This is a genomic window from Blautia sp. Sow4_E7, assembly GCF_052116245.1.
Taxonomy (GTDB): domain Bacteria; phylum Bacillota; class Clostridia; order Lachnospirales; family Lachnospiraceae; genus Blautia_A.
In genome coordinates, this window is sequence record NZ_JBQKLL010000031.1 from 1 (window position 1) to 24,799 (window position 24,799).

General features: G+C 45.5%; 23 protein-coding genes. 11 read left to right on the forward strand and 12 right to left on the reverse strand.

Going from position 1 to position 24,799, the window contains the following annotated elements; all coding sequences use genetic code 11:
- Positions 1-192 precede the first annotated feature (192 nt).
- Both ACTQ50_RS14460 and ACTQ50_RS14465 read right to left on the reverse strand, forming a co-directional pair.
- Entirely contained in the window at positions 193-1,452 is a 1,260-nt protein-coding gene (locus ACTQ50_RS14460) for a M56 family metallopeptidase (protein ID WP_441484776.1), read from the reverse strand.
- Between the two features lie 13 nt (positions 1,453-1,465).
- Positions 1,466-1,867, reverse strand: coding sequence for a hypothetical protein (locus ACTQ50_RS14465; protein ID WP_441484777.1), 402 nt, complete (start codon positions 1,865-1,867; stop codon positions 1,466-1,468).
- A gap of 340 nt (positions 1,868-2,207) precedes the next feature.
- Here ACTQ50_RS14465 and ACTQ50_RS14470 point away from each other — a divergent pair, with 340 nt between their 5' ends.
- Positions 2,208-3,260, forward strand: coding sequence for a 5'-3' exonuclease (locus tag ACTQ50_RS14470; RefSeq protein WP_441484778.1), 1,053 nt, complete (start codon positions 2,208-2,210; stop codon positions 3,258-3,260).
- 187 nt (positions 3,261-3,447) lie between these two features.
- Here ACTQ50_RS14470 and nrdG read toward each other — a convergent pair whose 3' ends face one another.
- The 5 genes from nrdG to ACTQ50_RS14495 all read right to left on the reverse strand — a co-directional run bounded on the left by nrdG (position 3,448) and on the right by ACTQ50_RS14495 (position 9,972).
- Positions 3,448-3,957, reverse strand: a complete 510-nt coding sequence (nrdG, locus tag ACTQ50_RS14475) for an anaerobic ribonucleoside-triphosphate reductase activating protein (protein ID WP_441484779.1) — start codon at positions 3,955-3,957, stop codon at positions 3,448-3,450.
- 222 nt (positions 3,958-4,179) lie between these two features.
- Positions 4,180-6,369, reverse strand: a complete 2,190-nt coding sequence (nrdD, locus tag ACTQ50_RS14480) for an anaerobic ribonucleoside-triphosphate reductase (RefSeq protein WP_441484780.1) — start codon at positions 6,367-6,369, stop codon at positions 4,180-4,182.
- A gap of 452 nt (positions 6,370-6,821) precedes the next feature.
- Entirely contained in the window at positions 6,822-7,685 is an 864-nt protein-coding gene (locus ACTQ50_RS14485; protein ID WP_441484781.1) for a carbohydrate ABC transporter permease, read from the reverse strand.
- 1 nt (position 7,686) lies between these two features.
- On the reverse strand, positions 7,687-8,565 hold the full coding sequence (locus ACTQ50_RS14490; protein ID WP_441484782.1) for a carbohydrate ABC transporter permease: 879 nt from the start codon (positions 8,563-8,565) through the stop codon (positions 7,687-7,689).
- Between the two features lie 177 nt (positions 8,566-8,742).
- Complete coding sequence (locus ACTQ50_RS14495; protein WP_295305289.1) at positions 8,743-9,972, reverse strand: ABC transporter substrate-binding protein; 1,230 nt, start codon at positions 9,970-9,972, stop codon at positions 8,743-8,745.
- A gap of 485 nt (positions 9,973-10,457) precedes the next feature.
- Between ACTQ50_RS14495 and ACTQ50_RS14500 the strand changes: the two genes are divergently transcribed.
- From ACTQ50_RS14500 to ACTQ50_RS14510, 3 genes are all read left to right on the forward strand, one after another.
- A complete protein-coding gene (locus ACTQ50_RS14500; RefSeq protein ID WP_226818224.1) occupies positions 10,458-10,715 on the forward strand; it encodes a hypothetical protein in 258 nt (85 codons plus the stop codon).
- Positions 10,716-10,842: 127 nt separating this feature from the next.
- Positions 10,843-11,772 (forward strand): AEC family transporter, encoded by a 930-nt coding sequence (locus tag ACTQ50_RS14505; RefSeq protein WP_441484783.1) that lies wholly within the window; start codon positions 10,843-10,845, stop codon positions 11,770-11,772.
- A gap of 171 nt (positions 11,773-11,943) precedes the next feature.
- Entirely contained in the window at positions 11,944-13,272 is a 1,329-nt protein-coding gene (locus ACTQ50_RS14510) for a uracil-xanthine permease family protein (protein WP_441484784.1), read from the forward strand.
- Positions 13,273-13,477: 205 nt separating this feature from the next.
- Here the strand turns inward: ACTQ50_RS14510 and ACTQ50_RS14515 are convergent, their stop codons facing one another.
- Together ACTQ50_RS14515 and ACTQ50_RS14520 are read right to left on the reverse strand one after the other, a co-directional pair.
- Positions 13,478-14,830 carry a GHKL domain-containing protein gene (locus ACTQ50_RS14515; RefSeq protein ID WP_441484785.1) on the reverse strand — a complete coding sequence of 451 codons (1,353 nt, stop codon included), beginning with the start codon at positions 14,828-14,830 and terminating at the stop codon, positions 13,478-13,480.
- Positions 14,827-15,549 (reverse strand): LytR/AlgR family response regulator transcription factor, encoded by a 723-nt coding sequence (locus ACTQ50_RS14520; RefSeq protein WP_441484786.1) that lies wholly within the window; start codon positions 15,547-15,549, stop codon positions 14,827-14,829. The genes ACTQ50_RS14515 and ACTQ50_RS14520 overlap by 4 nt, the downstream gene beginning before the upstream one ends.
- Before the next feature lie 249 nt (positions 15,550-15,798).
- Here ACTQ50_RS14520 and ACTQ50_RS14525 point away from each other — a divergent pair, with 249 nt between their 5' ends.
- The 5 genes from ACTQ50_RS14525 (at position 15,799) to ACTQ50_RS14545 (ending at position 19,066) form a co-directional block, all read left to right on the forward strand.
- Positions 15,799-16,173 (forward strand): response regulator, encoded by a 375-nt coding sequence (locus tag ACTQ50_RS14525; RefSeq protein ID WP_441484787.1) that lies wholly within the window; start codon positions 15,799-15,801, stop codon positions 16,171-16,173.
- An 84-nt stretch (positions 16,174-16,257) separates the two neighbouring features.
- Positions 16,258-17,277, forward strand: coding sequence for a hypothetical protein (locus ACTQ50_RS14530; protein ID WP_441484788.1), 1,020 nt, complete (start codon positions 16,258-16,260; stop codon positions 17,275-17,277).
- Between the two features lie 39 nt (positions 17,278-17,316).
- Entirely contained in the window at positions 17,317-18,339 is a 1,023-nt protein-coding gene (locus tag ACTQ50_RS14535; protein ID WP_441484789.1) for a hypothetical protein, read from the forward strand.
- 154 nt (positions 18,340-18,493) lie between these two features.
- On the forward strand, positions 18,494-18,832 hold the full coding sequence (locus ACTQ50_RS14540; RefSeq protein ID WP_441484790.1) for a hypothetical protein: 339 nt from the start codon (positions 18,494-18,496) through the stop codon (positions 18,830-18,832).
- A 63-nt stretch (positions 18,833-18,895) separates the two neighbouring features.
- Positions 18,896-19,066: a hypothetical protein gene (locus tag ACTQ50_RS14545; RefSeq protein ID WP_441484791.1), complete on the forward strand. Its 171-nt coding sequence runs from the start codon at positions 18,896-18,898 to the stop codon at positions 19,064-19,066.
- A 36-nt stretch (positions 19,067-19,102) separates the two neighbouring features.
- Here the strand turns inward: ACTQ50_RS14545 and ACTQ50_RS14550 are convergent, their stop codons facing one another.
- Positions 19,103-19,927, reverse strand: coding sequence for an AraC family transcriptional regulator (locus ACTQ50_RS14550; RefSeq protein ID WP_441484792.1), 825 nt, complete (start codon positions 19,925-19,927; stop codon positions 19,103-19,105).
- 223 nt (positions 19,928-20,150) lie between these two features.
- Here ACTQ50_RS14550 and gnpA point away from each other — a divergent pair, with 223 nt between their 5' ends.
- Positions 20,151-22,313, forward strand: a complete 2,163-nt coding sequence (gnpA, locus tag ACTQ50_RS14555; protein ID WP_441484793.1) for a 1,3-beta-galactosyl-N-acetylhexosamine phosphorylase — start codon at positions 20,151-20,153, stop codon at positions 22,311-22,313.
- Positions 22,314-22,467: 154 nt separating this feature from the next.
- On the opposite strand, the gene ACTQ50_RS14560 is transcribed toward gnpA, so the two are convergent.
- Both ACTQ50_RS14560 and ACTQ50_RS14565 read right to left on the reverse strand, forming a co-directional pair.
- Positions 22,468-23,043 carry a helix-turn-helix domain-containing protein gene (locus ACTQ50_RS14560; RefSeq protein WP_441484794.1) on the reverse strand — a complete coding sequence of 192 codons (576 nt, stop codon included), beginning with the start codon at positions 23,041-23,043 and terminating at the stop codon, positions 22,468-22,470.
- A 268-nt stretch (positions 23,044-23,311) separates the two neighbouring features.
- Complete coding sequence (locus ACTQ50_RS14565; RefSeq protein ID WP_441484795.1) at positions 23,312-23,932, reverse strand: sensor histidine kinase; 621 nt, start codon at positions 23,930-23,932, stop codon at positions 23,312-23,314.
- A 76-nt stretch (positions 23,933-24,008) separates the two neighbouring features.
- Between ACTQ50_RS14565 and ACTQ50_RS14570 the strand changes: the two genes are divergently transcribed.
- Positions 24,009-24,779 carry an alpha-L-fucosidase gene (locus ACTQ50_RS14570; RefSeq protein WP_441484796.1) on the forward strand — a complete coding sequence of 257 codons (771 nt, stop codon included), beginning with the start codon at positions 24,009-24,011 and terminating at the stop codon, positions 24,777-24,779.
- The last annotated feature ends 20 nt before the right edge of the window (positions 24,780-24,799 follow it).

Genomic DNA, 24,799 nt, shown 5'->3' on the forward strand with positions numbered 1-24,799 from the left:
TCCTGTGGTGTTTTTCGTGAAAAGTGTGAAACACACTTTTTACACTTTTCACACCATTATCTCATCTTTTGGAGACGCAAGGAAGTTGACTGGTTATTCACCATTTACGAAGATACGATATAATTGAGTTTGATATATGATTCTGTCTCTCCTCCTGGACACCGGCTTCCTCCCATTAAAGTGGTGTAAGGATTATTTGTGTGGGCATGTTACGTAAGTTGTTGTGCTTACTAAGTCACCGAGTACAATGTGATTGCATTTTTTGCATCGTTTTGCTTTGTATGTTTTTACAACACAACCTCCATTACTTTTGGAAGTGTGAGTATCAGCATAACCACTCTCATATACATGTGTGCAGATAATTGCTCTGGTGTCGATAGTGGCATTATCGATTAATAGAGTTGTACCATCTGGATAGTTAAAATAAATTTGAGAATCACTCCATAAAGTATTCTTAGCGCTGTTGGCATTAAAACCTAATGAATCAATGGATTCAATGTCTGCTTGATTCTGAGCAGCAGTTGTCTGCATCGGTGCATACGCAAACACCGTACTACCACTCAAGATCACAGAACCCAAAATCGCTGCAACAGTCCCAATCTTAGATACTTTTCTATTTCTTGCCATAATCAATTCCACTCTCCTTTTTATAGTTTGTTTCTTTCCCCCGAAGTTGCTTCTCCAGACTACAGGAACCTGTCTGGTTTTGCCAGAATGCGTGACGAGGGCGGCTGCATAAGCTTTGCAGTCTTGCAAGGTAAAACCTTCTGTGGCTGCTTCATCTGCAATGTATTCGGAAAATCTGGTGTAGAGTAAAAGCGTAAGCAAAGTTAACGGGTTATAAAAATGAAGGCAAATGGCTAACAAGCAGAGCAGTTTTACCAACGAGTCATGGCTGCGCAGGTGTGAATATTCATGGCGTATGATCATTTCTGACAGCCTGGAATCTTCAAGGCTTTCCGGAACTACGATAAAAGGTCTCACGAAACCAATCGTATACGGTGAGCCGATTTGTGGAGAAATGCAGTATTCCACATCTCCGGTTCCAGGCAGGAAGCAGGTTCTCTTTTCGGTAATTCTTTTCAGCTTTCGCGTGAGCTGATGGTACTTTACGAACTGATAAATGCTGAAACCGGTTAAAAGAAACAGCCAGCATAATACGATCATAAGAGCCCAGTCAGACATCCAAATAGAGATTCCGTGGTAAGAAAGTGCTTCTTTATTGTCAAAATTTACATAGTCCACAATCACATCCAGAGAGTCGGTACTCTCCAGCACATCCAAAGGCATAAGATATTTTATCAGTTGAAATGGTATCAAATACCCCGTCAGACTCAGAAACACCAGGTCCCGGCCAAGCCGGTAGGAAAAGTTTTTCCGTTTGATCATCATCAGCAGGACACAGAGCACTAATGGCAAAGTGCCTGCTATACCCATACAGATTAAAAGCATGCAAGTCCCTCTTTTAAAATTTGTCTATAAATTCTAGTAAGTCCCTCTGCTCATCCTCGCTGAGTTTTCCGTCCTCAGCAAAAGCACAAAACAGACAGGTAAGAGAATCTTTGAACTCCTTGGCGGCTTCCAAAGAGCCCCCGCAGCTGGATTTCTGGTATGCCAGAATGCTTTCCCTGAAATTCCGGATCAGCTGGTTTTTCATTTCTAATTTGCGGTGCAAGTACAAATTATGTGCGAAAAAACCAAAGGCGATCAACGGAAAACCAAAGGATAAGACAATGGCCTTCACCAGATAAAAGGTTGCAGCTGGCTGCTCAAAAGTTGGAATTCCACTAATCATACAGATCAGCAGCGAGCATCCGGTAAAAATCACAAAGAAAATACCGGACAGTGTTAAAATTATTTTTTTCATTAAGGACCTCCTCATTCTACGTAGAAGCGGGATTCGGAAATAATTTTATTTCTTGCTCCCTTCACTATATATACGAAAACCGGGAGAAGAAATAACACGAAATTTGAAATTTTTTTGTAAAAATTTTCGGGTAGGGTAAAATTTATGCTATAATGGGCTTCGAAAGGCTGAATTAGGCGTATACAATTAATATCAGAAAAAGATTGTATAGTGGCTGCTTGACTAATAGTCGTGTAAAAAAGCAGCATCACAGAACGGGACATTTCAGCCATAAAAAGACGAAAAGCTGATTGCTGCAAGCAATAGCAGCATTATTAATAATGAACAAAGGAGAATTGCAATGCCTAAATTTCTTATTATCGACGGTTCCTCCATGCTGTCTACCTCCTACTATGGAAACCTGCCCAAATCCATCCTTTTCGCAAAGACAGACGAAGAGAAGGAGAGACACTACCAGGAGATTTTACACACCTCCGATGGAAAATATACCAACGCCATGTTTACCATGCTCCGCACCCTTCTGGCAGTCTATAAGAAGGTGAAGCCAGAATACGTAGCATTTACCTTCGATATGACACGGGACACCTTCCGCCGTACCCAGCTTGGCGCAGATTTTTACAAATCTAACCGTAAGGAGACGGCGCAGCCTTTAAAGGAGCAATTCGTCCAGATGGAAGAATTCCTGAAGGTCATTGGCTGCCCGGTATTTATGAGCCCGGAGTATGAGGCAGATGACTATGCAGCCTCCCTGGTGGAGAAATTCCAGGGACCAGAGCTTCAGACTTATGTACTGACCAAGGATCACGATTATTTCCAGCTGGTAAGCCCCTATACCCGTATGTGGAGAGTGGTAACCAAGGATAAGCTGGAAACCTTAAAAGATGCCTATGGCCTTTATGGAAAAGATGCTTACGAGGCCCTTCCGTCCAACGTGTTTGAATATACCCCGGAAACTGTACATTCTGAGGAGGGCGTATACCCGGAGCAGATCCCGGTGCTTCTTGCAATCACAGGCGACCCGGGAGATGGTATTCCTGGCTGTAAGGGTGTTTCCTCAGCTGCCGCACCACTAGTGGAAGAGTACAAGACATTGGATGCAATTTACCAGGTAATTGAGGAATGCGAAGGCGTAGCTAAGAAAGAAAAAGAATTAAATACTTTCTGGAAAGAAAATCTGGGAATCAGCAGAAGCCCGCTAAAAGCGCTGAAAACTAATAAAGAGATGGTCTACTTAAGCGAACAGCTTGCCACTATGAAACGCGATATTGAAATCCAGGAAAGTCTGGATGACATGCGGCTGAATATCAATATGGATGAATTAGTGAAACAGCTAAAAGCATATGAAATGAACAGTATTCTGGCAGAAGTTGAGAAACTGAAGACGGAAAGTTAAGAAAAATAAAAAAGAGAACCGAATGAATTACAAGTGGTGTGGCTGTTTATTAAAACAAAATAAAATACACAAGTAATTATTGGGTTCTCTTTTATTTTACGCGAATCCTGCATGAGAATCTGGCGTTCGCCGTGATAACAAGTTTGGTTTGCAATCTTGTTTTGTGGTGCTTATCAAGGTTATAGGGTTATAACCCTTCCTTTACCAATTTTCCATTCTCTAGCTGCAGGATCCTCTGATTACTGCTTCCTCGAAACTGAAGGGAAATGTCCTTCAATTCTTGAATAAACTCCCCATCCACCAGAATATCAATGCAGGAGAGCATGCGGTCTGTGTACGGCGTGTAGATCCTGCCGCCGGGGATCATATCTTTATCGAAAAGATAGCCTGAATAGCACCAGATGGATTTATCGGGATAAGTGCGCTTGATCTCTTCCAAAAGTTCCGCAAGTACCGGCTGGTTCTCCGGCTCGAAGGGTTCGCCGCCAAGAAGGGAAAATCCCTCTATATAAGACGGAGCGAGCAGTTCCAGGATCTTATTCTGTGTCTCCTTGGTAAATGGCTCACCATAGTTAAAATCCCATGTAGGGGCGTTAAAACAGCCTTTACAGTGGTGCCTGCAGCCTGACACGAACAGGCTGACACGTACGCCAGTGCCGTCTGCAATATCGTAGGATTTGATGTTTCCGTAGTTCATAGTTAAATTCCTCTTTTCATCCCATACAAAAAGTTAATTATTCTTATCGGACACTTTTTGAGCATAGGATATACTTTGTAATGAATAAATATGTGCTTTGGGCAGTTTATTCAGATATAAGAAATCCGGACAGAAATCAAAATCATGAAAATTAGAAGACTGTCCGGATTTTTATGTTAGCAATGTAAGGAGAATGCTTCGCTATACATTGCAGAATTCATTTTACAGGTGTAATACGCGGTCCTTGATCTCCTGGGTACGTCCCTGGTTCCAGAACTGGGTGCCAATGTATCCGCAGGTTCTTCTGGCAACACTCATCTTATCCTGATTGCGGTTGCCGCAGTTCGGGCACTCCCAGATCAGCTTGCCGTTCTCATCCTCTTTGATCTGGATCTCTCCGTCATATCCGCAGACATCACAGAAATCACTCTTGGTATTCAGCTCTGCATACATGATGTTATCATAGATAAACTTCATAACAGAGAGAACTGCCGGGATGTTCTGCTTCATATTCGGAACCTCTACGTAACTGATGGCGCCTCCTGGGGAAAGCTTCTGGAACTCGGATTCGAATTTCAGCTTGGAGAAAGCATCGATCTCTTCGGTAACGTGAACGTGGTAGCTGTTTGTAATATAGTTCTTATCGGTAACCCCTGGAATGATGCCAAAACGCTTCTGCAGGCATTTTGCAAAACGGTAGGTAGTGGACTCCATTGGAGTTCCATATACAGAGTAGCTGATGTTCTCAGCTTCCTTCCACTGGGCACATTTGTCATTGAGACGCTGCATTACCTTCATGGCGAATGGACGAACCTCCGGATCGGTATGAGGCTTGCCGTACATTCTCATGCACATTTCGTGAAGTCCTGCATATCCAAGGGAGATGGTGGAATATCCATCATAAAGGAGCTTATCAATGGTCTCACCCTTTTTAAGACGGGCAAGAGCACCGTACTGCCACAGGATCGGGGCAACGTCGGAAACCGTACCAAGAAGACGCTCATGTCTGCAGCGGAGTGCTCTGTGGCAAAGCTCCAGACGCTCTTCTAAGATCTCCCAGAATTTATCAAAATTGCCCTCTGAGGAGCAGGCTACATCCACAAGGTTGATGGTAACAACACCCTGGTTGAAACGGCCATAGAACTTGTAAGAACCGTCCGGATTCTTCTGTTTCTCCTCAACGGTAAGGAAGGAACGGCATCCCATGCAGGTGTAAACATTGCCATTCTTTAACTGGCGCATGATCTTGGCGGAGATGTAATCCGGAACCATACGCTTAGCTGTACATTGGGCAGCAAGCTCGGTAAGATACCAGTATTTGGAATCCTCATGGATGTTATCCTCGTCCAGTACATAGATCAGCTTCGGGAAAGCAGGTGTGATCCATGCGCCGCGCTCGTTCTTAACACCCTGCATACGCTGTTTCATCACTTCCTCGATGATCATTGCCAGGTCGTCACGGGTACGTCCCTCCGGAACCTCGTCAAGATACATGAACATGGTTACAAACGGAGCCTGTCCATTACAGGTCATAAGAGTGATCAGCTGATACTGGATGGTCTGGATACCGCTCTGGATCTCGTCCTTCAGTCTGCGCTCGGATACCTTCTGGATGATCTCTTCATCAAGGGGCTCGCCGCAGGCCTTGCGCTCCTCGATCACTTTGTTGCGGATCTTCTGGCGGCTGATGTCTACAAATGGAGCCAGGTGGGAGAGGGAGAAGGACTGTCCGCCGTACTGGTTACTTGCTACCTGTGCAACGATCTGTGTGGTAACGTTGCATGCGGTAAAGAAGCTGTGCGGCTTCTCGATCAGTGTCTGGCTGATCACAGTGCCGTTCTGGAGCATATCCTGAAGATTGATCAGGTCACAGTTATGCTCACGCTGTGCATAGTAATCGGAATCGTGGAAATGGATGATTCCCTCATCATGCGCCTTCACGATCTCCTCCGGAAGAAGAACACGCATGGTCAGGTCCTTGCTGACCTCGCCTGCCATGTAATCACGCTGGGTGGAGTTAATGGTAGGGTTCTTATTGGAGTTCTCCTGCTTGGCATTCTCATTGATCTGGTCAAGAAGAGCAAGGATGCTGTCGTCTGTGGTATTAGACTTGCGGGTAAGCTCTCTCTTGTAGCGGTAGCGCACATATTTCTGAGCTACCTCGTAGCCGCGCATCTCCATGATGCCGGTCTCAACCATATCCTGGATGTCTTCTACATTTACTGCGTGGGAGGATTCCAGAGCACGAGTGGCGATCATGTCAGCAAGTGCCGTAATCTGGTAATGGCTCAGCCGATGAAGCTTGGGAACCTCCTCATTCGCTTTTTCTACGGCGTTGATGATCTTCGCCTTATCAAAAATAACTTCCACGCCATTTCGTTTAATGACGTTTGCATTGACCTCAGTGCTCATGTTGTTAAATCCCTCCATATATTGTGTTCAAAATCTTAATTACATACTAGATGTTGTGCACTATCAATATTACAGTATTCTACAGAAAAGTCAAGGTGAAAACCATTGATTTTAAAAATCTGTGAAATGTGCTGAAATTTCATCGGCAGAACAGGGAAATAATCCGGTCATACCCTGTATAGAGTTCCCGAAATGTGTGAAATAATCACGATTATTCACTATGTGAAATTTTACAGTGTACAATAAAATAGTTACTGTGAACAATGTTCTCAGTAACACAGGAAAGAATGCTGCCTTGCAGAATTCTCCATTTGCAGCGTGGTGTCCAAAGGGAGAATTGTCTTGCCATGGCTTATGGATTCTAACCCGCAGTGGCATGAACAAAGGGCTGCCATGGGCAACCCTTTCTCGCGTCCGCATCTTTTTCTATTATACTTGGAAAAAAATAAAAATCAACCCTTGACACCACCAGAAGTGAGTCCTCCAACAAGATTTTTTTCGATTCCAACGAACAGGATCACAACTGGAACAATTGCATAGAGGGAAGCAGCAAACAGATACTGCCACTCGATCATATTGTAGCCGTTGAAAATGTTGATACCAACCGTCAGAGGTTTGAAGGTGTCAGTAGAAATCAGTGTCAGTGCTACGGTATATTCGTTCCAGGCGTTGATAAAGACGAAAATAAGCGCTGTTACGATACCAGGTGTAGCAACCGGCAGAAGGATCCTTAAAAGGGCGTGTACGCGGTTACAGCCGTCAATGGTGGCTGCCTGCTCCATCTCCGGGGAGATGCTCAGGAAGGTACCGCGGAGCAACCAGATGGCAAATGCCTGGTTAAATGCAGCATTGATAAAAATGAGTCCGATAATGCTGTTGGTAAGATGGAAAGCCATCATGACCTTGTAAATACCGATCAGAAGTACAACCGGTGCAAACATCTGGGAAACGATAACAAATCCCAGAAAAGCGGTCTGACCTTTGAATTTCATTCTGGACAGGGCATAAGCAGCCGGAATGCCGCAGAGCATAGCCAGAAGAGTGGAGCCGCCTGCAATTACAATGGAGTTCAGCATGTAATTGCTCATTGGTGCCAGTTTCCACACATCTGTGAAGTTGGACCAGATGGCCTTGATGGGGAAAATGGTTCCATTCATGGAGAAGATCTCTGCGCGGCTCTTAAGGGCAGTACAGATAGTTACAAAATAAGGATATAACGTAAAGAGACAGATCGCGATGATCACTACATACAGTAAAACACGCAAAACTGTGTTCTTGGTATTCTTTTTCTTAACTGAAGCATTGGTGCTTGCCATATTATTCGTCTCCTTTCTTCAGTACGGAAACCATGTACAGGCTGGCACAGAAAAGAAGGATCAGGAAACCGATAACAGATACGGCTGCTGCCTGTCCCTGTTTGCCGTTGTAAAAGGCCAGTTTGTACAGATAGGTAACCAGAGTGTCGGTACGGTTGGCCGGGTCACCCTTGGTGATGGTCCATATGATCGGAAAAGAGTTAAATACATAGATAATGTTCAGGATGGTACTGATGGTCAGGTTCGGGCGCACCAGCGGAATGGTGATCTTGAACATTTTCTGCCAGTAGCTGGCACCGTCCACGGCTGCTGCCTCATAATAGGTGGCATCAATACTCTGCAGACCGGAAAGTACGGTAAAGGTTACAAATGGAATGGTAACGAAAATACCGCAGGCGATCTCCCAGGCAAAATAAGCCCCGGCAGTAGGAGTCCAGTTGATGGCATGGTCGATAATGCCAAGTTTCATCAACAGCGTATTTAAAGTACCGTAATCTGTGTCGATAATGAATTTCCAGATGCTGGCCTGAACGATCAGGGTTGTAGCCCATGGAAAAACAACAATGGCACGAGCCAGTTTACGGCCTTTAAATTCGTTGTTGAGAAGGATCGCAAGGATAAAGCCCAGCAATGTGGAAATACCTACAACGGCGACGGTCCATACCAGGGTGTTTTTGAGGACCATGCCAAAGACAGGGCTGCTTGTTACCTTGCGGAAGTTTTCTAATCCGGCAAAGCCCTTGATCAGACCAGCTTTGCTGACATCACTTAAGGCCATACGGAATACAAAGACAATGGGAACCAGAATGAAAATTGCCATGAGGAGCACACTTGGCAAGATCCAGATATAAGGTTCCACTTTTTTGAATTTTTTCTTCACAGGGGATACCTCTCTTTTTGTAAAAATAGCGTTACCGTTTGCTGCGCAAAAACGGAAAAGGAGAACCTTCTTGTGGCAGGCACAAGAAGTAGCGTTTGCTTCGCAAACTTAAAAATGGACCGGACCTGTAAGTCCGGCCCATTATCTTCCTCGTAATGGGAATACTGCGGATTCGGATCAGCCAGCGATTTCTGCCTGAAGGTCATCCAGTAATTCCTGAACGTCTCCGCCAAGAAGCGCGTTCTGCTCAACATTGATAACACCCTGTTTTACATCTGCCCACTCAGCTTTTGCTGTTGGATAGAATTTACAGCTGTCTAAGATGTCAATCCAGCTTGCCATATCTTCGTTTGCTGCTGCAAGAGCCTCGCCGCCGGTCTTGGTTGCCGGAAGGAATCCCTCCATATCAACCCACTCGGTGTAGCGTGCATCATCATAGAAATAATCGAAGAATGTGGAGATAGCAGCCTTCTCATCATCTGAGTAGTCGTTATCGAAGCACATGAAACGGTCCATAACACCTGCGGAAACAGATTCGCCAGTATTAGATGGAATAGAAGCAACGCCGTAGTTTACTTCATTTCCGCCTGTAGCGATGTAGGTAGGTAAGCTGTTCGGTGCGATGAGCATAGCAACTTTGCCTGCGCCGAACATATCCTGCAGATCGTAACGGGTATCGTTAGCAGGATCGGTGTTGGTGTAACCGGAATTTACAAGATCGATTGCGTACTGGATTGCTTCTACGTTCTCGGCACTGTTCAGGGTCCAGTTTCCGTCGTCGTCAACAAATCCGCCGCCGTTGTTCCAGGTGTAGTATGCAAATGCAGCCTGACCTTCGTCAGTTGTCATATCGATACCCCATGGATAAATGCTGTCGTCATAAGCTTTCAGAGCTTCGCATGCAGCTTTCAGCTCATCCCATGTAGTAGGAACTTCTACACCTGCTGCATCAAGGATGTCTTTGTTATAGTACATAGCACGTGCGGATGCAAGATCCGGGATAGCCCATACAGTTCCGTCTACCTCAGACTGTGCAAGGAATGCATCATACATCTTGCTGTAGGTTTCCTCAGAAACAACATCCTGGATCGGAAGAAGGAGATCGTCTGCCTGATAATCAGCGAACACGTCGATATTCAGTACATCTGGTGCCTCGCCGTTAGCGATACGGGTGTTTACTACGGTGTAGATGTCGTTCCAGGAAACCACTTCTACGTTCAGGTTAATGTCCGGGTTTGCTTCGTTAAACTCTGTTACGAAGTTAGCCCACCAGTCAGCGGTCTGCTGGCCATACTGTGCAGCAATGACGTTTACGTCCACTTTGTCAGCGGCTGATGCGGTGACCGGGGTCATGGAAAGAGCCATTGATAAAGCTGCGCCTGTTGCTAAAACCTGTTTCATTTTCATAAGTATTACCTCCCTTTAGATACGGATTGAGGCATTCCATAGATACATCCTTGTACCAAATGGAGTGCCTCTCTGTAAAAAATAGCATACAATAAAAACAACAGAATGTCAACAATAATTAGTCATAAAAACAAGAAATGTAGTTAAAAACAATAGAAAACCTAACGAAATGCACAAAGAAAAAAACGAAAGACTACAAAAACCACAAGAAATAGTGTTGTTTTTTGAAAATATTTCAGATAAGTTATAAAAATAGCATAAGAAAAGCAGGAGTCCGGGATTTGCAAATGAGGACAAATTTGGACAATTATTTGGCTAAAATGTGGTTTGACATTCTATAGAACAATATTATACAATGTGATTTAAATGGGTAACTTTATGAGCATTCAGATTTAGAAAGTAAAGTTTTCAAAAGATAATAAAAGAAGGGAGCGTGCAGCAAAGGGAAGTGCCATACTGGTGCCGAAACTGCTGCAGATCATAAAATGGAAGAATTATACGCTGCAATTGAGAAAAAAATCAAAGAGTCCGGCTATCCCCGTGAAATTTCCGGCGCAGATGTGTACGACGATATCTGCGACCAGATTGAGGGAAAAGAGAACGGAAGCTATATTCTGCTTTCCAAGTTTGAGGATGATGTGATCTTCGAATATCATATTACTGTGATGGAGGATGACTTTAATCTTGGTGTGCTCACTATGCGGACACCGGAGGGTGTATTTGAGACAGACTTTGATAAATAAGAAAAAGTATAGAAAATACATTTAATAAGAAGCTTTTATGTAACGATTCAGAAGAGAGTATGCCGCGAAGGGTGTAACGGTGAAGCTGCTGAACCGTTACCATTCTATTATAGAAAGTGTGTAAAAAATGAAAGTATTGGAAATTATTCTGCCTGTATTGGTGATGATCCTTCTGGGAATGGCATGCAGAAGGCTGAAGCTGCTGGATCAGCATGGAATTAACAACATGAAGGTGCTGGTAACCCAGATCATGCTTCCTGTGGCAATCTTCCATGCCCTTGCCACTGCCGAGTATAATAAAGAAACCGGAATTCTGGTAGGGATCATGTTTGTTATGCTGGTGATTTCCTTTGGCATTGGATTTTTGCTCCGTCCACTTATGACAGAGCGCTATCGGAAATATCTGCCCTTCATGGTCAGTGTATACGAGGGCGGCTCTATGGCATATCCCCTTTATACCAGCCTTTGCGGAGCAGAGAATCTTTCCCAGATCGCAGTGCTGGATATTGCAGGTCTTCTCTTTGGCTTCAGCGTTTACATGGGAATGCTGGGCCAGGTGGAGAATGGGGATAAGATCGATGGTAAGAAGCTGTTTATCAGTGCCCTGCATACACCTGCCTTTATTGCAAGTGTGCTTGGAATCATAGCCGGACTTACCGGTGTGGTGCAGAAAATCCTGGCTGGGCCTTTCGCTGGTTCTTATACAAGTGTAGAAAACATTCTGACCACCTCCATAACTTCTATTATCCTTCTGGTGGTAGGATTCAGTATTGAGTTTGAGAGAAAGCTGTTTGGACCTTGTATCAAGACCATTGTGCTCCGTATCCTTCTGCAGGCTGCCATGATCGCAGGAGTGCTGCTTGCAGTCCATTACATAGTGGGAGACCACCTGCTTTTGAACCTGGCGATCATCAGCTACATGTCCTCGCCAGCTACCTTCAGTATGCAGACCTTCCTAAAGAGCGAGGATGGAAGCGCTTACGTTTCCACCACCAATTCCCTGTATTGCCTGGTATCCATACTGGTTTATGTAATTATGGCAATTGTGGTATATTAAATAAAAGGTTGAAAGAAAGTTCCTGACAGTGTTTTGAAATACTGACCAGGAACTTTTATTTTTTTATAGAAAATTTAAAAAATTTAAGATAAACAAAAAAATTGTGTGGTAGATAGAAGAGAGATATGTTATGATGAATTTACAAAAACAAAAGAAAAGGGGGAACAAAAAATGCAAGGTGATATCAACAATATTTACCAGCTGGATGGCAGAGTGCCGGTTACCAAAGCGATTCCATTTGGTCTTCAGCATATTCTTGCCATGTTCGTGTCCAACTTAACGCCAATCACACTGATCGCGGCGTCTGCCCAGCCGTCTATGAGCCAGGCACAGATTGCCATTCTTCTTCAGAATGCCATGTTCGTAGCCGGAATTGCAACCCTGATCCAGCTTTACCCCATCTGGAAGATCGGTTCCAGATTGCCGGTGGTAATGGGTGTCAGCTTTACGTTCGTCACAGTTCTTTGTACGGTTTCTGCAAATTATGGCTATTCAGCTGTAGTAGGAGCAGTTCTGATCGGTGGTGTTATGGAGGGTACCTTAGGCCTTCTGGCAAAATATTGGCGTAAGATCATCACACCGGTTGTAGCTGCTTCCGTTGTAACCGCCATTGGTTTTTCCTTGTTTACAGTAGGTGCCAGATCCTTTGGCGGCGGATATAATGAAGATTTTGGTTCTGCACAGAATCTTCTTCTTGGAACCATCACGCTGGCAGTGTGTCTTGGCTGGAACATCCTGATGAAAGGCTATCTGAAACAGCTTTCTGTACTGGCAGGTCTGATCGTTGGCTATGTGATCGCTATTTTTATGGGAAAGGTAGACCTGAGCATGATCATGTCCGGCGGCGCTTTTTCTCTGCCGCATCTGCTTCCTGTGAAGCCGGAGTTCCATGCAGGAGCTATTCTTTCAACCTGTATCATCTTTCTGGTTTCCGCTGCTGAGACCATTGGTGATACCACAGCGCTGGTGTCCTCCGGCCTGAACCGGGAGATCAAGGGCAGCGAGATTTCCGGCTCCTTAGCCTGTGATGGATATGCTTCCGCTATTTCCGGTTTGTTTGGCTGTCCGCCAGTGACCTCTTTTTCCCAGAACGTTGGTCTGGTGGCGATGACAAAAGTTGTAAACCGCTTTACCATTATGACTGGCGCTGTCTGCATGATCATTGCAGGACTGCTGCCGCCAGTGGGCAACTTTTTCGCATCCCTTCCGGAATCTGTTCTTGGAGGCTGTACCATTATGATGTTTGGAACAATCCTTACTTCCGGTGTGCAGATGATCGCAGAGTGCGGATTCTCCCAGAGAAACATTACCATTGTGTCCCTGTCCCTGGCAGTTGGAATCGGATTTACCACTGCAAGCGAGAGCGGGATCTGGGCAATCTTCCCGTCTCTGGTGCAGTCTGTATTTGCTGAGAATGTGGTAGCCGTTGTGTTCGTGGTTTCCATTATTTTAAGCTTTGTGCTACCAAAAGATATGGAGATCAAGAAACTGGGCGAATAAAAAAAGATAAAAATGAGCATAAATGAAAAAATCTCTCCTTGGAAACTTGTAAACAGGGTTTCCAGGAGAGATTTTTTTCGTATTCAACAGTTATAGGTTACATCAGTGTGGCCCTCTGGCAGATTCTATTTGAATTATTGGAAGCAGCCGCTGGGCTTTAGGTTGTTTTCCAGAATGAGAAAGCAGCCGTGGCGTTTTGGTTAGCTTACCTGGGCGATGAAGCAGCTGAAGGTTTGGGGGAAACACGCAGCATGATCTTCGCCGTGAAAATTCCATTTTCATATGTGAAATTACAGTCTCCGCCATTTTTTTCTGCAATATGCCGGATGGACTGAATGCCTACGCCGTTCCCCGCACGTTTGGAGGACTGAAAAATGTGATTCTTCTTCTGGATTTTACCGTCGAAGGTATTCTCCACCTGGATCAGAAGAAGGCGTTCATGGTGAAGATAGATCTCTGCATTGATCTTTCGCCTGGAAGGAGCTGTCTTCAGGCTTGCTTCAATGGCATTTTCCAGAAGATTGGAAAGTACCAGGCACATGTCGATCTCATCAACCGGAACACGGGCAGGCAGATCTGCTTTTACGTGGAAAGGAATTTCGGTCCTTCTGGCAAGGGCAGCGTAATGACTGATCACGCTGTCGGCTGCCTGATTTTCACAGAAATGCAGGTTCTGGTCTGGTATTTTGCTGCTGGCTATGGAAAGGTATTCCTTTATTTTTTCCAGATCTCCCTTTTCCGCCAGTGAGGAAAGCTGCAAAAAATGGTGCCGGATGTCATGTCTGGCCTGCCTTGCTGCTTCAATGGCTGTACAAAGATTCTCATACCGTGTCTGCTGAAGGGAAAGGAGGTGGTTTTCCTGCTGCAGCCTTGCGTTTTTGTTCAGGCTGTTTGCCATGAGAAGAAACATGGCGTAAAAAAGCACAAGGATCACAAGGAGCACCAGGCTGATCACAATGTAACCCTGTAAAATACGTCCTGTGTACAGAGTCCCCTTATATCTGGGAATCATAAACAGGTTCAGCCCGATAAAGATCAGCGGCAGAATCCAGAAAATGTACCAGGTCTGGGCGAAGTTTTCGTCCTCGATCATAGTACGGGCTGCATGGGAAGCCGGATACCAGGCTGCGATCACAAACAGCAGGCAGATTCCGTTGTAAAAGATCCCCGCACTGGTGTGAAACCAGAGCTCCGTTTCCGGGAGTCCCAGCTGGGCAGCCACAATGGCATTGACTGCCCTGGAAAGGCTGTTTACACAGGCAAAGACTGCACATACGGCCAGGAAGATGCTGGCGGATTTCCAGATGGAGATCCGTAAGGTTTTGTGGTAGATCACCATAAGGACCGGCAGGGTGAGAAAAAGGACCAGGCCGGTGGAAATGTTTAGAAAATAACAAAGTGCACCCTCCAAAATGCAGGTCCCCGTAAGGAGCGGAGCCAGCCATGCCGCCAGCTTCCAGGGTTCCTGTTTCAGATAGGTCTGTACCGGCAGATAGGCAAGCAATATGCCGGAAATCATTACCGTAAGCTCCAGAATCGGTCGTAACATTGTATTCATGACAGGTGTCCCCTTTGAAATAGAAAATCCATAAATGTCTGTCTTGCGTTTTTGACCAGTTTTCTGCTGACGGAAATCTGGGTTCCCTGGTCCAGAACAAACATAGTTCCGTCGAAATCCACAGCGTGCTGCAGGTTGATCACAACTCCTCTTGAGCAGGAATAGAACCGGGAATCCATTTTCAGGGAAGTGGTAAACGCCTCAAAAGACTGGCGGGTGACCAGCTCCTTTCCTCCTGTGGTGTGAATGTGGATCATATGGGAAAAATGTTCCGCATAGATGATGTTCCGGAAAGGAATCTGCACATTGCTTCCGTTTACTTTTACATCGATGTATTTTCCTGAGTCCGGGATCCGGGAAAGAATCTCGTCTATTAGGGCGGAAATCTCTTTTTCGTGGTAAGGTTTTACCAGGTAGTGCATAGCCCGGACCTGGAAGCCCTCCAGGGCGTGATCCGTGGAAGTAGTAGTAAAAATAAGCAGTGCGTCGGAATCAAATTTACGCAGCTCCCTGGCCGTCTCAATTCCATTTGCCCCGTCCATATAAATGTCCAGAAATACCACGGTAAAGGGACGTTCCCTGGCGGCTGCAAGGAAGGTCTCACCATTTTCAAATTCAGATAAATCTTCGTGGACCCCGCGTCTGGAAAGCTGCTGCTGTAACCGGTCTGCCAGCAGCTTTCGTTCTTTGGCAATATCGTCAACAATTGCGATTCTCATAACCATTTTCCTCTGCTATGTAATTTACGTAAACAGCGAGCCAGACTTGTTTATATCTGGCAGCATCTGTCAGGAATTGCTTTTTCTGGAAATAGTATACCACAAAAGTACCATGCAAGCCACGTCAGAACTTTACCATTCGTGCTATTTTGCGACACTTCGTGACAAAAGGATTGAAATATTTCCCCGCTTTTTTATAATATGCTCAACAAAGCAGTAAGAAATCTAGAACCAATGGGAGGGACTTCTGTGTACGGTATCGCTGTATTAACGGACAAGGAACATGACGGAAAAAGCTATGCAGAGTGTATGAAGGATTACTGCACCAGCGCAGGCATATTTCCTTTGGTTGAAATATACAAGGATGTGGAGTTATTTTTCCGGAAAATACAGGATACGGTACCAGATCTGGTCTTTCTTGTGCTGCCCGGCGTATCCGGACTAAATGCCGCGGAACATCTGCGCTCCCTGCATCCAGGGTGCGGGATCATCTGGTGCAGTGATCTTGATTTTTCACTTCACGCATTCAGACTCCGCGTAGAATACTTTTTCCTGGAACCTGTAGAAGAGGAAAAAATCCAGGAAGGTCTTCGGGCGTGGATGGAGCGCGGCAAAATTATTTGAGCAGGGTCAGCAGTAACAAAATAAGGGATGATTCTGCCTGGCATTTTTTATGGATATCATACAAACACTCAGGAGGAAAACAAAATGAAGAAGAGAGCGTTTATTCTTGCCATGCTGGCATGTATGGTTACAGCAACAACTGGGAGCAGTGTAAATATGGTTTATGGGGAAGCAGTTCAAACAGAGGAAAGCGCGTCTGCAGATACCAAAGGGACTGAGCAGGCAGCCGGAACCACGGAGATTCCCATAAAGCCCCTTGCGGCAAAATCCGTGGATGAGAATCCATATATGGCAAAGAGCGATTCCAACATCCATCACGACTGTTACAACACAGACTCCACAGATGAAGTTTTGCCAGTGGGAATTTATTCCGAGATCAATGTCTCTTATGAAAAAACAAATGCAAATGCATCCCCCGCTATCTTTTTTGATACCTATGGACATGCGGTGGTTCCCTTTTTAGGAGGGCTTGCCATTCGTGATATTAATGCAGAGGAAACACAGACGGAAGGCTATTTTTCACCGAAAGAGCAGGACGGAGGCGGCTATATGATCCAGAGTTCCTACTCCTTTGTGGACGAGAGCAACCGCCTGGTCTGCCCTACTAGCAACAATCATGTGCTTATGCTAAAGACAGTCGATGAGGCAGGAAACGTACTTCCGCATTTCGAAAAAGTACTGGATATTGATGTGAAGGCAGCGGCAGAGGAGGCGCTTGGAAAAACACTGGACCAGAATCTTTTGTCTGTAGTCTTCGATTATGAGGGAAATCTCTGGTTTGCAACCGGCGGCTTCCGTATCTATCCGGACCGTCAGCAGCAGGGCGCAATGGGCTATATTTCCCGGGAAGCGATCGAGGGAATCCTGAATGGGAAGGAAGTAACCCTTTCGGACTCTGTATTTGTATATGAACTGACTCCAGGGGAAGGAGCAGAAAACGGCATTGCAGCGTCAAAGGACGGAGCTGTGATCCTGACCAACCTGAACTGTTATCTGCTTCAGGCAGACAATGGAGTGAAAAAAGTGTGGGAAACACCTTATGAGAGTGTTGGCGCCAAGGAAAGTGAGGAAGGCGATGTCACCACAGGCGGCGGTCTTGCATGAGGCAGCGGCTGTTCCCCGTCCCTGACTCCGGATCTGGTGATGTTTACAGACAACCAGAGCCCGGTCAACCTTCTTGCAGTAGATATGAAAACTGGCGAAGTGGTTGCAAGTGCACCGGTAATGGAGGCGCTTTCAGAGGATACCCAGGTTTCTGTTGAGAACTCTGCAATCGTCTACGACAATGGAGAGGGAACGGTAAGCACTATTGTATGCAACTGGTTTGGTGCAGGAAGTGCCAACCTTGGAAATGCAGACAGCGATTCTTCTATCCAGAGCTACGCCAATATTTACGATGAAAACTGGCTGAGACAGGGCAACAAGATGATTACACCAGGCGTGGAACGTGTAGACACCATTAAAACGGATAACGGCTACGAGATGAAGAGCATCTGGTGCAGAAGTGACCTGTCGGATACTTCTATGCTGAAGCTTTCCACAGCCACCGGATACATTTATGGTTATGTGCAGAATCTGGAAACTGGAATGTGGCAGTATATCATGCTGGATTTTGAAACCGGCGAGACTGCATTTGCCATGGACGTGGCCAATAAGCCGGGATATAACAATATGGCTATTGGCATGTATGCGGGAAACAGCGGAAATGCCCTTTATTGTCCGACTGGCTATCTGGAGCTTCTGAGGCTGCAGGACAGATTTGTTTACCTGCCGGAAATGCCTTATCGGAAAGTGGATCTGGATCAGGCGTGGCGAAATGTACTTAGCCAGGAAACCTTCGAGGCAGAGGGCGGCCAGGGAAAGGTGGCAGGATGGTTAAATACGGTAACTGTTGAAAATGTCCATCCCAATACTACAGTGGCACTTCGCATGAAGGGGCTTTCTGGAGAGACGGCGGCATTTAAGCTTTATGCATATGGCACGAATGGAAAACTGACAGAAGTTCCGGCCAAGCTGTGGCATATTCAGACGGAGAGCGGTGAGATGCCGGATGCGCTCTCTGGGGACACTTTGTATGAAGTACATATGACAGTGGAAGATGGCGGCAGCTTTGATCTTAGTGAGACGGAAAAAGAGATCCAGATATCAGCGGTTCTTGGAAATTAAGAATTTGCAGCGTTGCACATATTTTGTTATATTTTTGCAGGAAAAATCACCAATATAGCAGGAAATATGGTAAAATAGAGAAAAATTTGTTGCCGTTTGTCGTGGACAGTAATAAAAATTCAGAGACGGCAAAAGCCGCAAGGAGGGAAAGAACATGGATGTGAGAAAATGGACATTTCGCATTGTGGGAGTAATTGTAGCACTGCTTGGAGGATTGGTGCTGCTGAAAGGCTATGAATCCATGATCCTGATCACGGTTGCCACGATCCTGATCATTGTAGGCGTTTCGTTCTGGATGGCTGCTACCCCGGAGAGTTACAACGCCGGATCCTCAGATATGGTGATGATGATCGGCATGGGCCAGCCAAAAAAGATCGAGGATATTTATGAAGCCTACAAAAATGTGGAAACCCCTCTTGGCTCTGCCTGGCTTGGCAAATTCCGTACCATGAGGGCAAAGGCCATGGTATTCGGACCAAACGCCCAGGGATAATATCTCTATTTCTGGCTGACGAGAAATGGTAAGATTGGTTACCTGGGATATTCGAATCTGGATATGTTTATTAAAAAACAGCTTACCCAGCCTGTTATTCCGTTCAAAGCGGGAGCTGGGAATGAGAGGAAGGAGCATTTTATTATTACAGACCTTCAGCTGGAATTGAAAGGAAGCATTGAGTATTACATTAAGACCGGAAAAGTGCTTCCATTTTCCAAAAACAAGTTGTAAAGAATAAAAAAGAAGCTAACATTTCTCGCAGAGTGTTTATTGATGCTTACTGCGTCGGTACTCCATGGCTGTCATACCGCAATATTTCCGAAAACTCTGTGCCAGATAGCTCTGGGAAGAGAATCCTGCCAGATGGGCGATATCGGAAATATCGTGGTCTGTATTTTCCAGAAGATTCTTGCAGACTTCAATCCTGCGGCGGTTCAGATAGTTAATAGGAGAAATCCCGTAATATCGTGTAAATTCATGACTTAAATAATATTTGTTCAGATGGCTTAAGGCGGCCAGCTGATCCAGATTGATATCTTCCCCGTAATTGTAATCCAGATAGCGCTTGATCAGAGCGCACTCTTTGCTGGGATGAAAGGACGGCACCAGCTGAAAGCCGGAATCTGTGATCCGCCGGAGCTGGGCGATGAGGATGGACAGGGTATGCCTGCAAATCTCTTCATAGCCCTCTTTTTTTTCATCTAATTCCTGAAAAAGAGAGTGGAAATAAAACAACAGATCAGTACCTATTTTCCGACAGTTAAAGATCTGAAATTCCCTCTGGTCACGGAAGGAAAAGCTGATCCCGTCCACCCCGACCGTATAATAAGTAAGAGGCATGGAGCTTTGGGAGGTTTCCGTGTGCTGAATGTGAGGATTTACAATGATCAGATCATCTTTTTCAATGGAAAACCGTTGATCTTCAATGAGAAATTCGCCGCTTCCTCTGGAAACATAAAAAAGCTCTGTAAAAGCATGAGTGTGTGGAATGCTGGGCCAGTCCTCTTCGTATCTGGAGGAAGAGGCATTGACCAGAACTGCTTCTGTGGAGAGTGGATTTTCATTGGAAAAAGAAAAAGAACGAGTGCTCATAGTTCCTCCTTGTGTTTCAAAGTAAATTGTTGTGAATTATTTAAAGAACTTACATACTAAAGATATCATAAAAAAGAAAATACCGCAAGATTTCTAAAAACCATAGCAACAACCCTGTTGAAAAACAGACTCCAAAAACGTATTCTTATACTATCCGTAAGAAGAATCAGGAAAAACCAAAAGACAAAGATCACAAATCAAAAAGATAAAGCGAGGTTGCAAAATGGAGCAGAAAAAAGGCAGAGTTACCATTCCTACGAACCTGGATGTGGTAAAGGAAACATTAGATATTATGGACGAGTGGGGGGCAGATGCCATCCGCGATTGTGATGGAACTGAATTTCCCCAGGAATTAAAGGATACCGGCGCGAAGATCTATGCCACCTATTATACCACCAGAAAGGACAATGCATGGGCGAAGGCCAATCCGGATGAGATCCAGCAGATGTACATTATGAGTTCTTTCCACACCGCAACATCAGACAAACTGGAGATCCACCTGATGGATCACCTGTATCCGGATATGCTGAAGGTGAACACCCGGGATGATATTACCAGGTGGTGGGAAGTAATCGACCGTACTACAGGAGAAGTAGTTCCGGTAAGCCAGTGGCATTATGAGGAAGAAAGCGGAAATGTGGTAATTACACCAGCGAAGCTTTTCCATGAGTATACGGTCAGCTTTCTGGCATATATCATGTGGGATCCGGTACATATGTACAATGCAGTGGTAAACGACTGGAAAGATGTGGAGCCACAGATCACCTTTGATGTGCGTCAGCCAAAGACAAGAGCCCATTCCCTGGAGCGCCTTCGCAGATTCCTTGACACTCACCAGTATGTAGATGTAGTACGTTTTACCACCTTTTTCCATCAGTTTACCCTGATCTTTGATGAGCTGGCAAGGGAGAAATATGTAGACTGGTTTGGCTATTCCGCTTCTGTCAGCCCCTATGTGCTGGAGCAGTTTGAAAAAGAGGTGGGCTATCCATTCCGCCCGGAGTATATTATCGACCAGGGATACATGAACAATACCTACCGCATTCCATCCAGGGAATTCAAGGACTTCCAGGCATTCCAGCGCCGTGAGGTTGCCGCACTTGCCAGGGAGATGGTTGACATTGTCCATGAATATGGCAAAGAAGCCATGATGTTTATGGGCGATCACTGGATTGGCATGGAGCCCTTTATGGATGAGTTTGCTTCTATTGGACTGGATGCAGTGGTCGGAAGTGTTGGCAATGGTGCAACCCTGCGTCTGTTCAGTGATATTAAGAATGTAAAATACACAGAGGGCCGTTTTCTCCCATACTTTTTCCCGGATACCTTCCACGAGGGCGGCGACCCGGTGAAAGAGGCGAAGGTAAACTGGGTGACTGCAAGACGTGCCATCCTTAGAAGCCCCATCCAGAGGATCGGTTATGGCGGATATCTGAAGCTGGCTCTTCAGTTCCCGGATTTTGTCCAGTATATCAAAGAGGTCTGCCAGGAATTCCGTACTCTCTATGACAATATCCAGGGTGTGACTCCATACTGTGTGAAGCGCGTTGCCGTATTAAACTGCTGGGGCCGCATGCGTTCCTGGGGCAACCATATGGTACATCACGCAATCTATTATAAACAGAATTATTCCTATTTTGGAATTATCGAGGCGTTAAGCGGAGCTCCTTTTGATGTCTCCTTTATCAGCTTTGATGATATTCTGGCAGATCCAGAGCTGCTGAAGAAATTTGACGTCGTGATCAATGTTGGAGATGCGGATACTGCACAGAGCGGCGGCGAGTACTGGGTAAATGAGACCATTATCACTGCTGTGAAAGAATTCGTCTATAACGGCGGCGGTTTCATCGGAGTTGGCGAGCCGGCAGCCCATCAGTGGCAGGGCAAATTCTTCCAGCTGGATGATGTACTGGGTGTGGAAGAAGAGAGAGGCTTTAACTTAAATACAGATAAATACAACTGGGAAGAGCATAAGGATCATTTTATTCTGGCGGATACAGAAGGAGATGTGGACTTTGGGGAAGGCAAGAAGAATATTTTCGCCCTTCCAGAAACCAAGATCCTGATCCAGAAGGACCAGGAAGTACAGATGGCGGTGAAGACCTTTGGAAAAGGCCGTGGTGTGTATATCAGCGGACTTCCATACAGCTTCAAGAACAGCCGTGTGCTCTACCGCGCAGTTCTCTGGTCTGCATCTGCGGAGGAGGAACTGAACCGCTGGTATTCTACAAATTACAATGTAGAAGTTCATGCTTATGTGAAAAACGGCAAATACTGCGTAGTCAATAATACCTATGAGCCACAGGATACGGTGGTATACAAGGGTGATGGCAGCAGCTTTGCATTACATATGGAAGCAAATGAGATCAAGTGGTATCAGATCTGAATGAAGTGATTAACCCATAAAGCCAGGGTTTGTTGTTGTGAATGGTAATAAATACAGGGATGAGACCGTGTGATCTGCTGTCTCATCCCTGTTGCTATAAGCTGAAAAACTTGCTGTTTCTTTTTTCATAAAGCGTTGACATTTTTCGCCCATTTCATTGATGAAACCGTTTCCCATATTCCGACGGAGAAATCCCCATACACTTCTTAAACAACCGGCTGAAATAAAGCTGGTCATCAATTCCGACCAGAACTGAAATTTCTTTCAGGGAAAGATCCTTTTCCTTGATCAGTGTGGCGGCCTTCCGGATCCGCAGATTATTCAGGTAGCTGGTAATGCTGGTCCCCACCTCGGACTTGAAAACCCGGCACAGGTAACTGGAACTAAGATTCACATTTGCGGAAATAGAAGCCAGTGTTAGGCGGTGCATATAGTTTTCCTCTATGTAGGAAATGGTTTTTGCCACGTCATTTTTGTAATGCCCTTCATTCTGGTGAAAGCTCAGATAGATGTCTCTTGCTTCTTCGTAATTTCCAAGGTCCTCCTGGTAAGGCATATCCGGTGCAAAGGACTGGTACATGGTAAAGCGGTTGTACAATTTCTTTACCTGCTGTTCTACTTTGATCTGGCTTACCGTCAGCTCCTTCTGGGAAAATACTACCAGCGCGCTGTAATCGTTCAGCACAAGAATGTAAGGCTGTAAGGCACCCTGTACGGCATCCAGGATCATATCCCGCAGAAGATTTCCATAAAGCCAAGATCCGTTCCCGGATGTTCCTGGCGAAATGCAGCAAGAGAGCTGTCCCCCTGGAAAAAGGAAAGCAGAAGCCGGTTCCGGTTTTCGAAAACCGTTTCTTCCGGGAGCGCACTTTTTTCGCCTGCTTTTTTCTGTAATTTCTCAGTAGTTTTATTGAGGCAGGCCAGAAGCGTGTCCTTCCCAGGGAAGAATGGAGCGTAGGGCAATTTTTACAATGGGTTCGTCGTCTATGATAAATATGCTATACATTTGTTGTCCTTTCTGTCAGGGTTTCTGCAAAGAGCATTGGCAAAGTCAGTGTGCAGGTCGTTCCCTCTCCTGGATGGCTGTTGATCTGCAGACCGTATTCCTTGCCGAAATTCAGCTGGATCCGGTCATTTACGTTTGAAACGCCGATCTTTTTACGTTCTTTGTGAGGCTCCAGGGCTTCCGGTGTAACTTCAAATCCTTTTCCATCATCCTTAAGCTCCATTACGATATGCCCATCTTCTTCCCACACTGTGATCAGGATCTCCATCACAGAACCGTCATCAGAAGAACCATGCATCACCGAATTCTCTGCCAGAGGCTGGAGGATCAGCTTGGGAACCAGGCAGGAGAGAAGCTCGTCATCCTCCACATGGAAGGAATATTCGAAGCTTCCTGCGTACCGGATCCTTAAAATGAAAAAATAATTCTCCAGGTTTTCCAGCTCTTCTTTGATGGTAATGTATTCGTTCTTATTGGTAAGGGTGTTCTGTAAAAGACTGCTAAGCGCCTGGATTCCATCGCTTACGATCTGATCCTTATGCATGGCTGCCACAAAGCGCAGACTGTTCAGGGTATTAAAAAGAAAATGGGGGTTCAGCTGGTATTGCAGCATCTGCAGCTCCAATTCCCTTTTTTTTCTTTTCCTGGTCCTTTTGCTGCCAGATGAGATGCTGGATGGTATCTGCCATATGATTCATGCTTCCAGAAGTGTGCAGGAGAAAAGCCAGCAGTCTGATGATGCGGAGTTTCGCCAGAGGAAGATCACCAGTGATATGGAGGATCTGGGAAGCCGGAAGGCTCTTGAGGGGGAGACAGATCTGATCTGGTATCCGGCAGAAGTCAATACCTCTATCAGACCAGGCTGGTTCTACCACTCTGCCGAAGATGACCAGGTGAAAAGCCTGGAAGAATTGATCCACATTTATGTTGGATCTGTGGGAGGAAACGGAACTTTTCTTTTAAATATCCCACCTATGCCAAATGGTCTGCTCTGCGAAAAGGATGTGGAGCGCCTGGCAGAATTTGGACAATGGCAGAAAAGAGCATTTTCCCACAACTTAAGCGAAAATACGGTTATCCTTGCTTCAAGTGAAGCTGCGGACCATCCAGTTAGGAATCTGACTGTGGACAGCTTAGACTGCTGGTATCAGCCAGAAACATCCAGAATGCCGGTGGAGCTTGTTTTTACATTGGAAAAGCCGGAAAAGGTGGGATATCTGGTATTAAAAGAGGCCATACAGCACAGCCAGAGAGTGGAAGCTTTTGAGGTGTCTGTAAAAGGTGATGGTGACTGGGAGACCGTATATACAGGAACGGTGATCGGCTATAAAAAGATTGTTCCTGTTTTTTCAGAAAAGATCAGGAAAATTAAAATTGCATTCCGGGATTTCAGAGTGCTGCCGCTTATTTCTTTAGTGGGGATTTATCCGGAGATGGCGGACGATCAAAAAGAGATTTGAGACGTATAGAAATTGTAAAG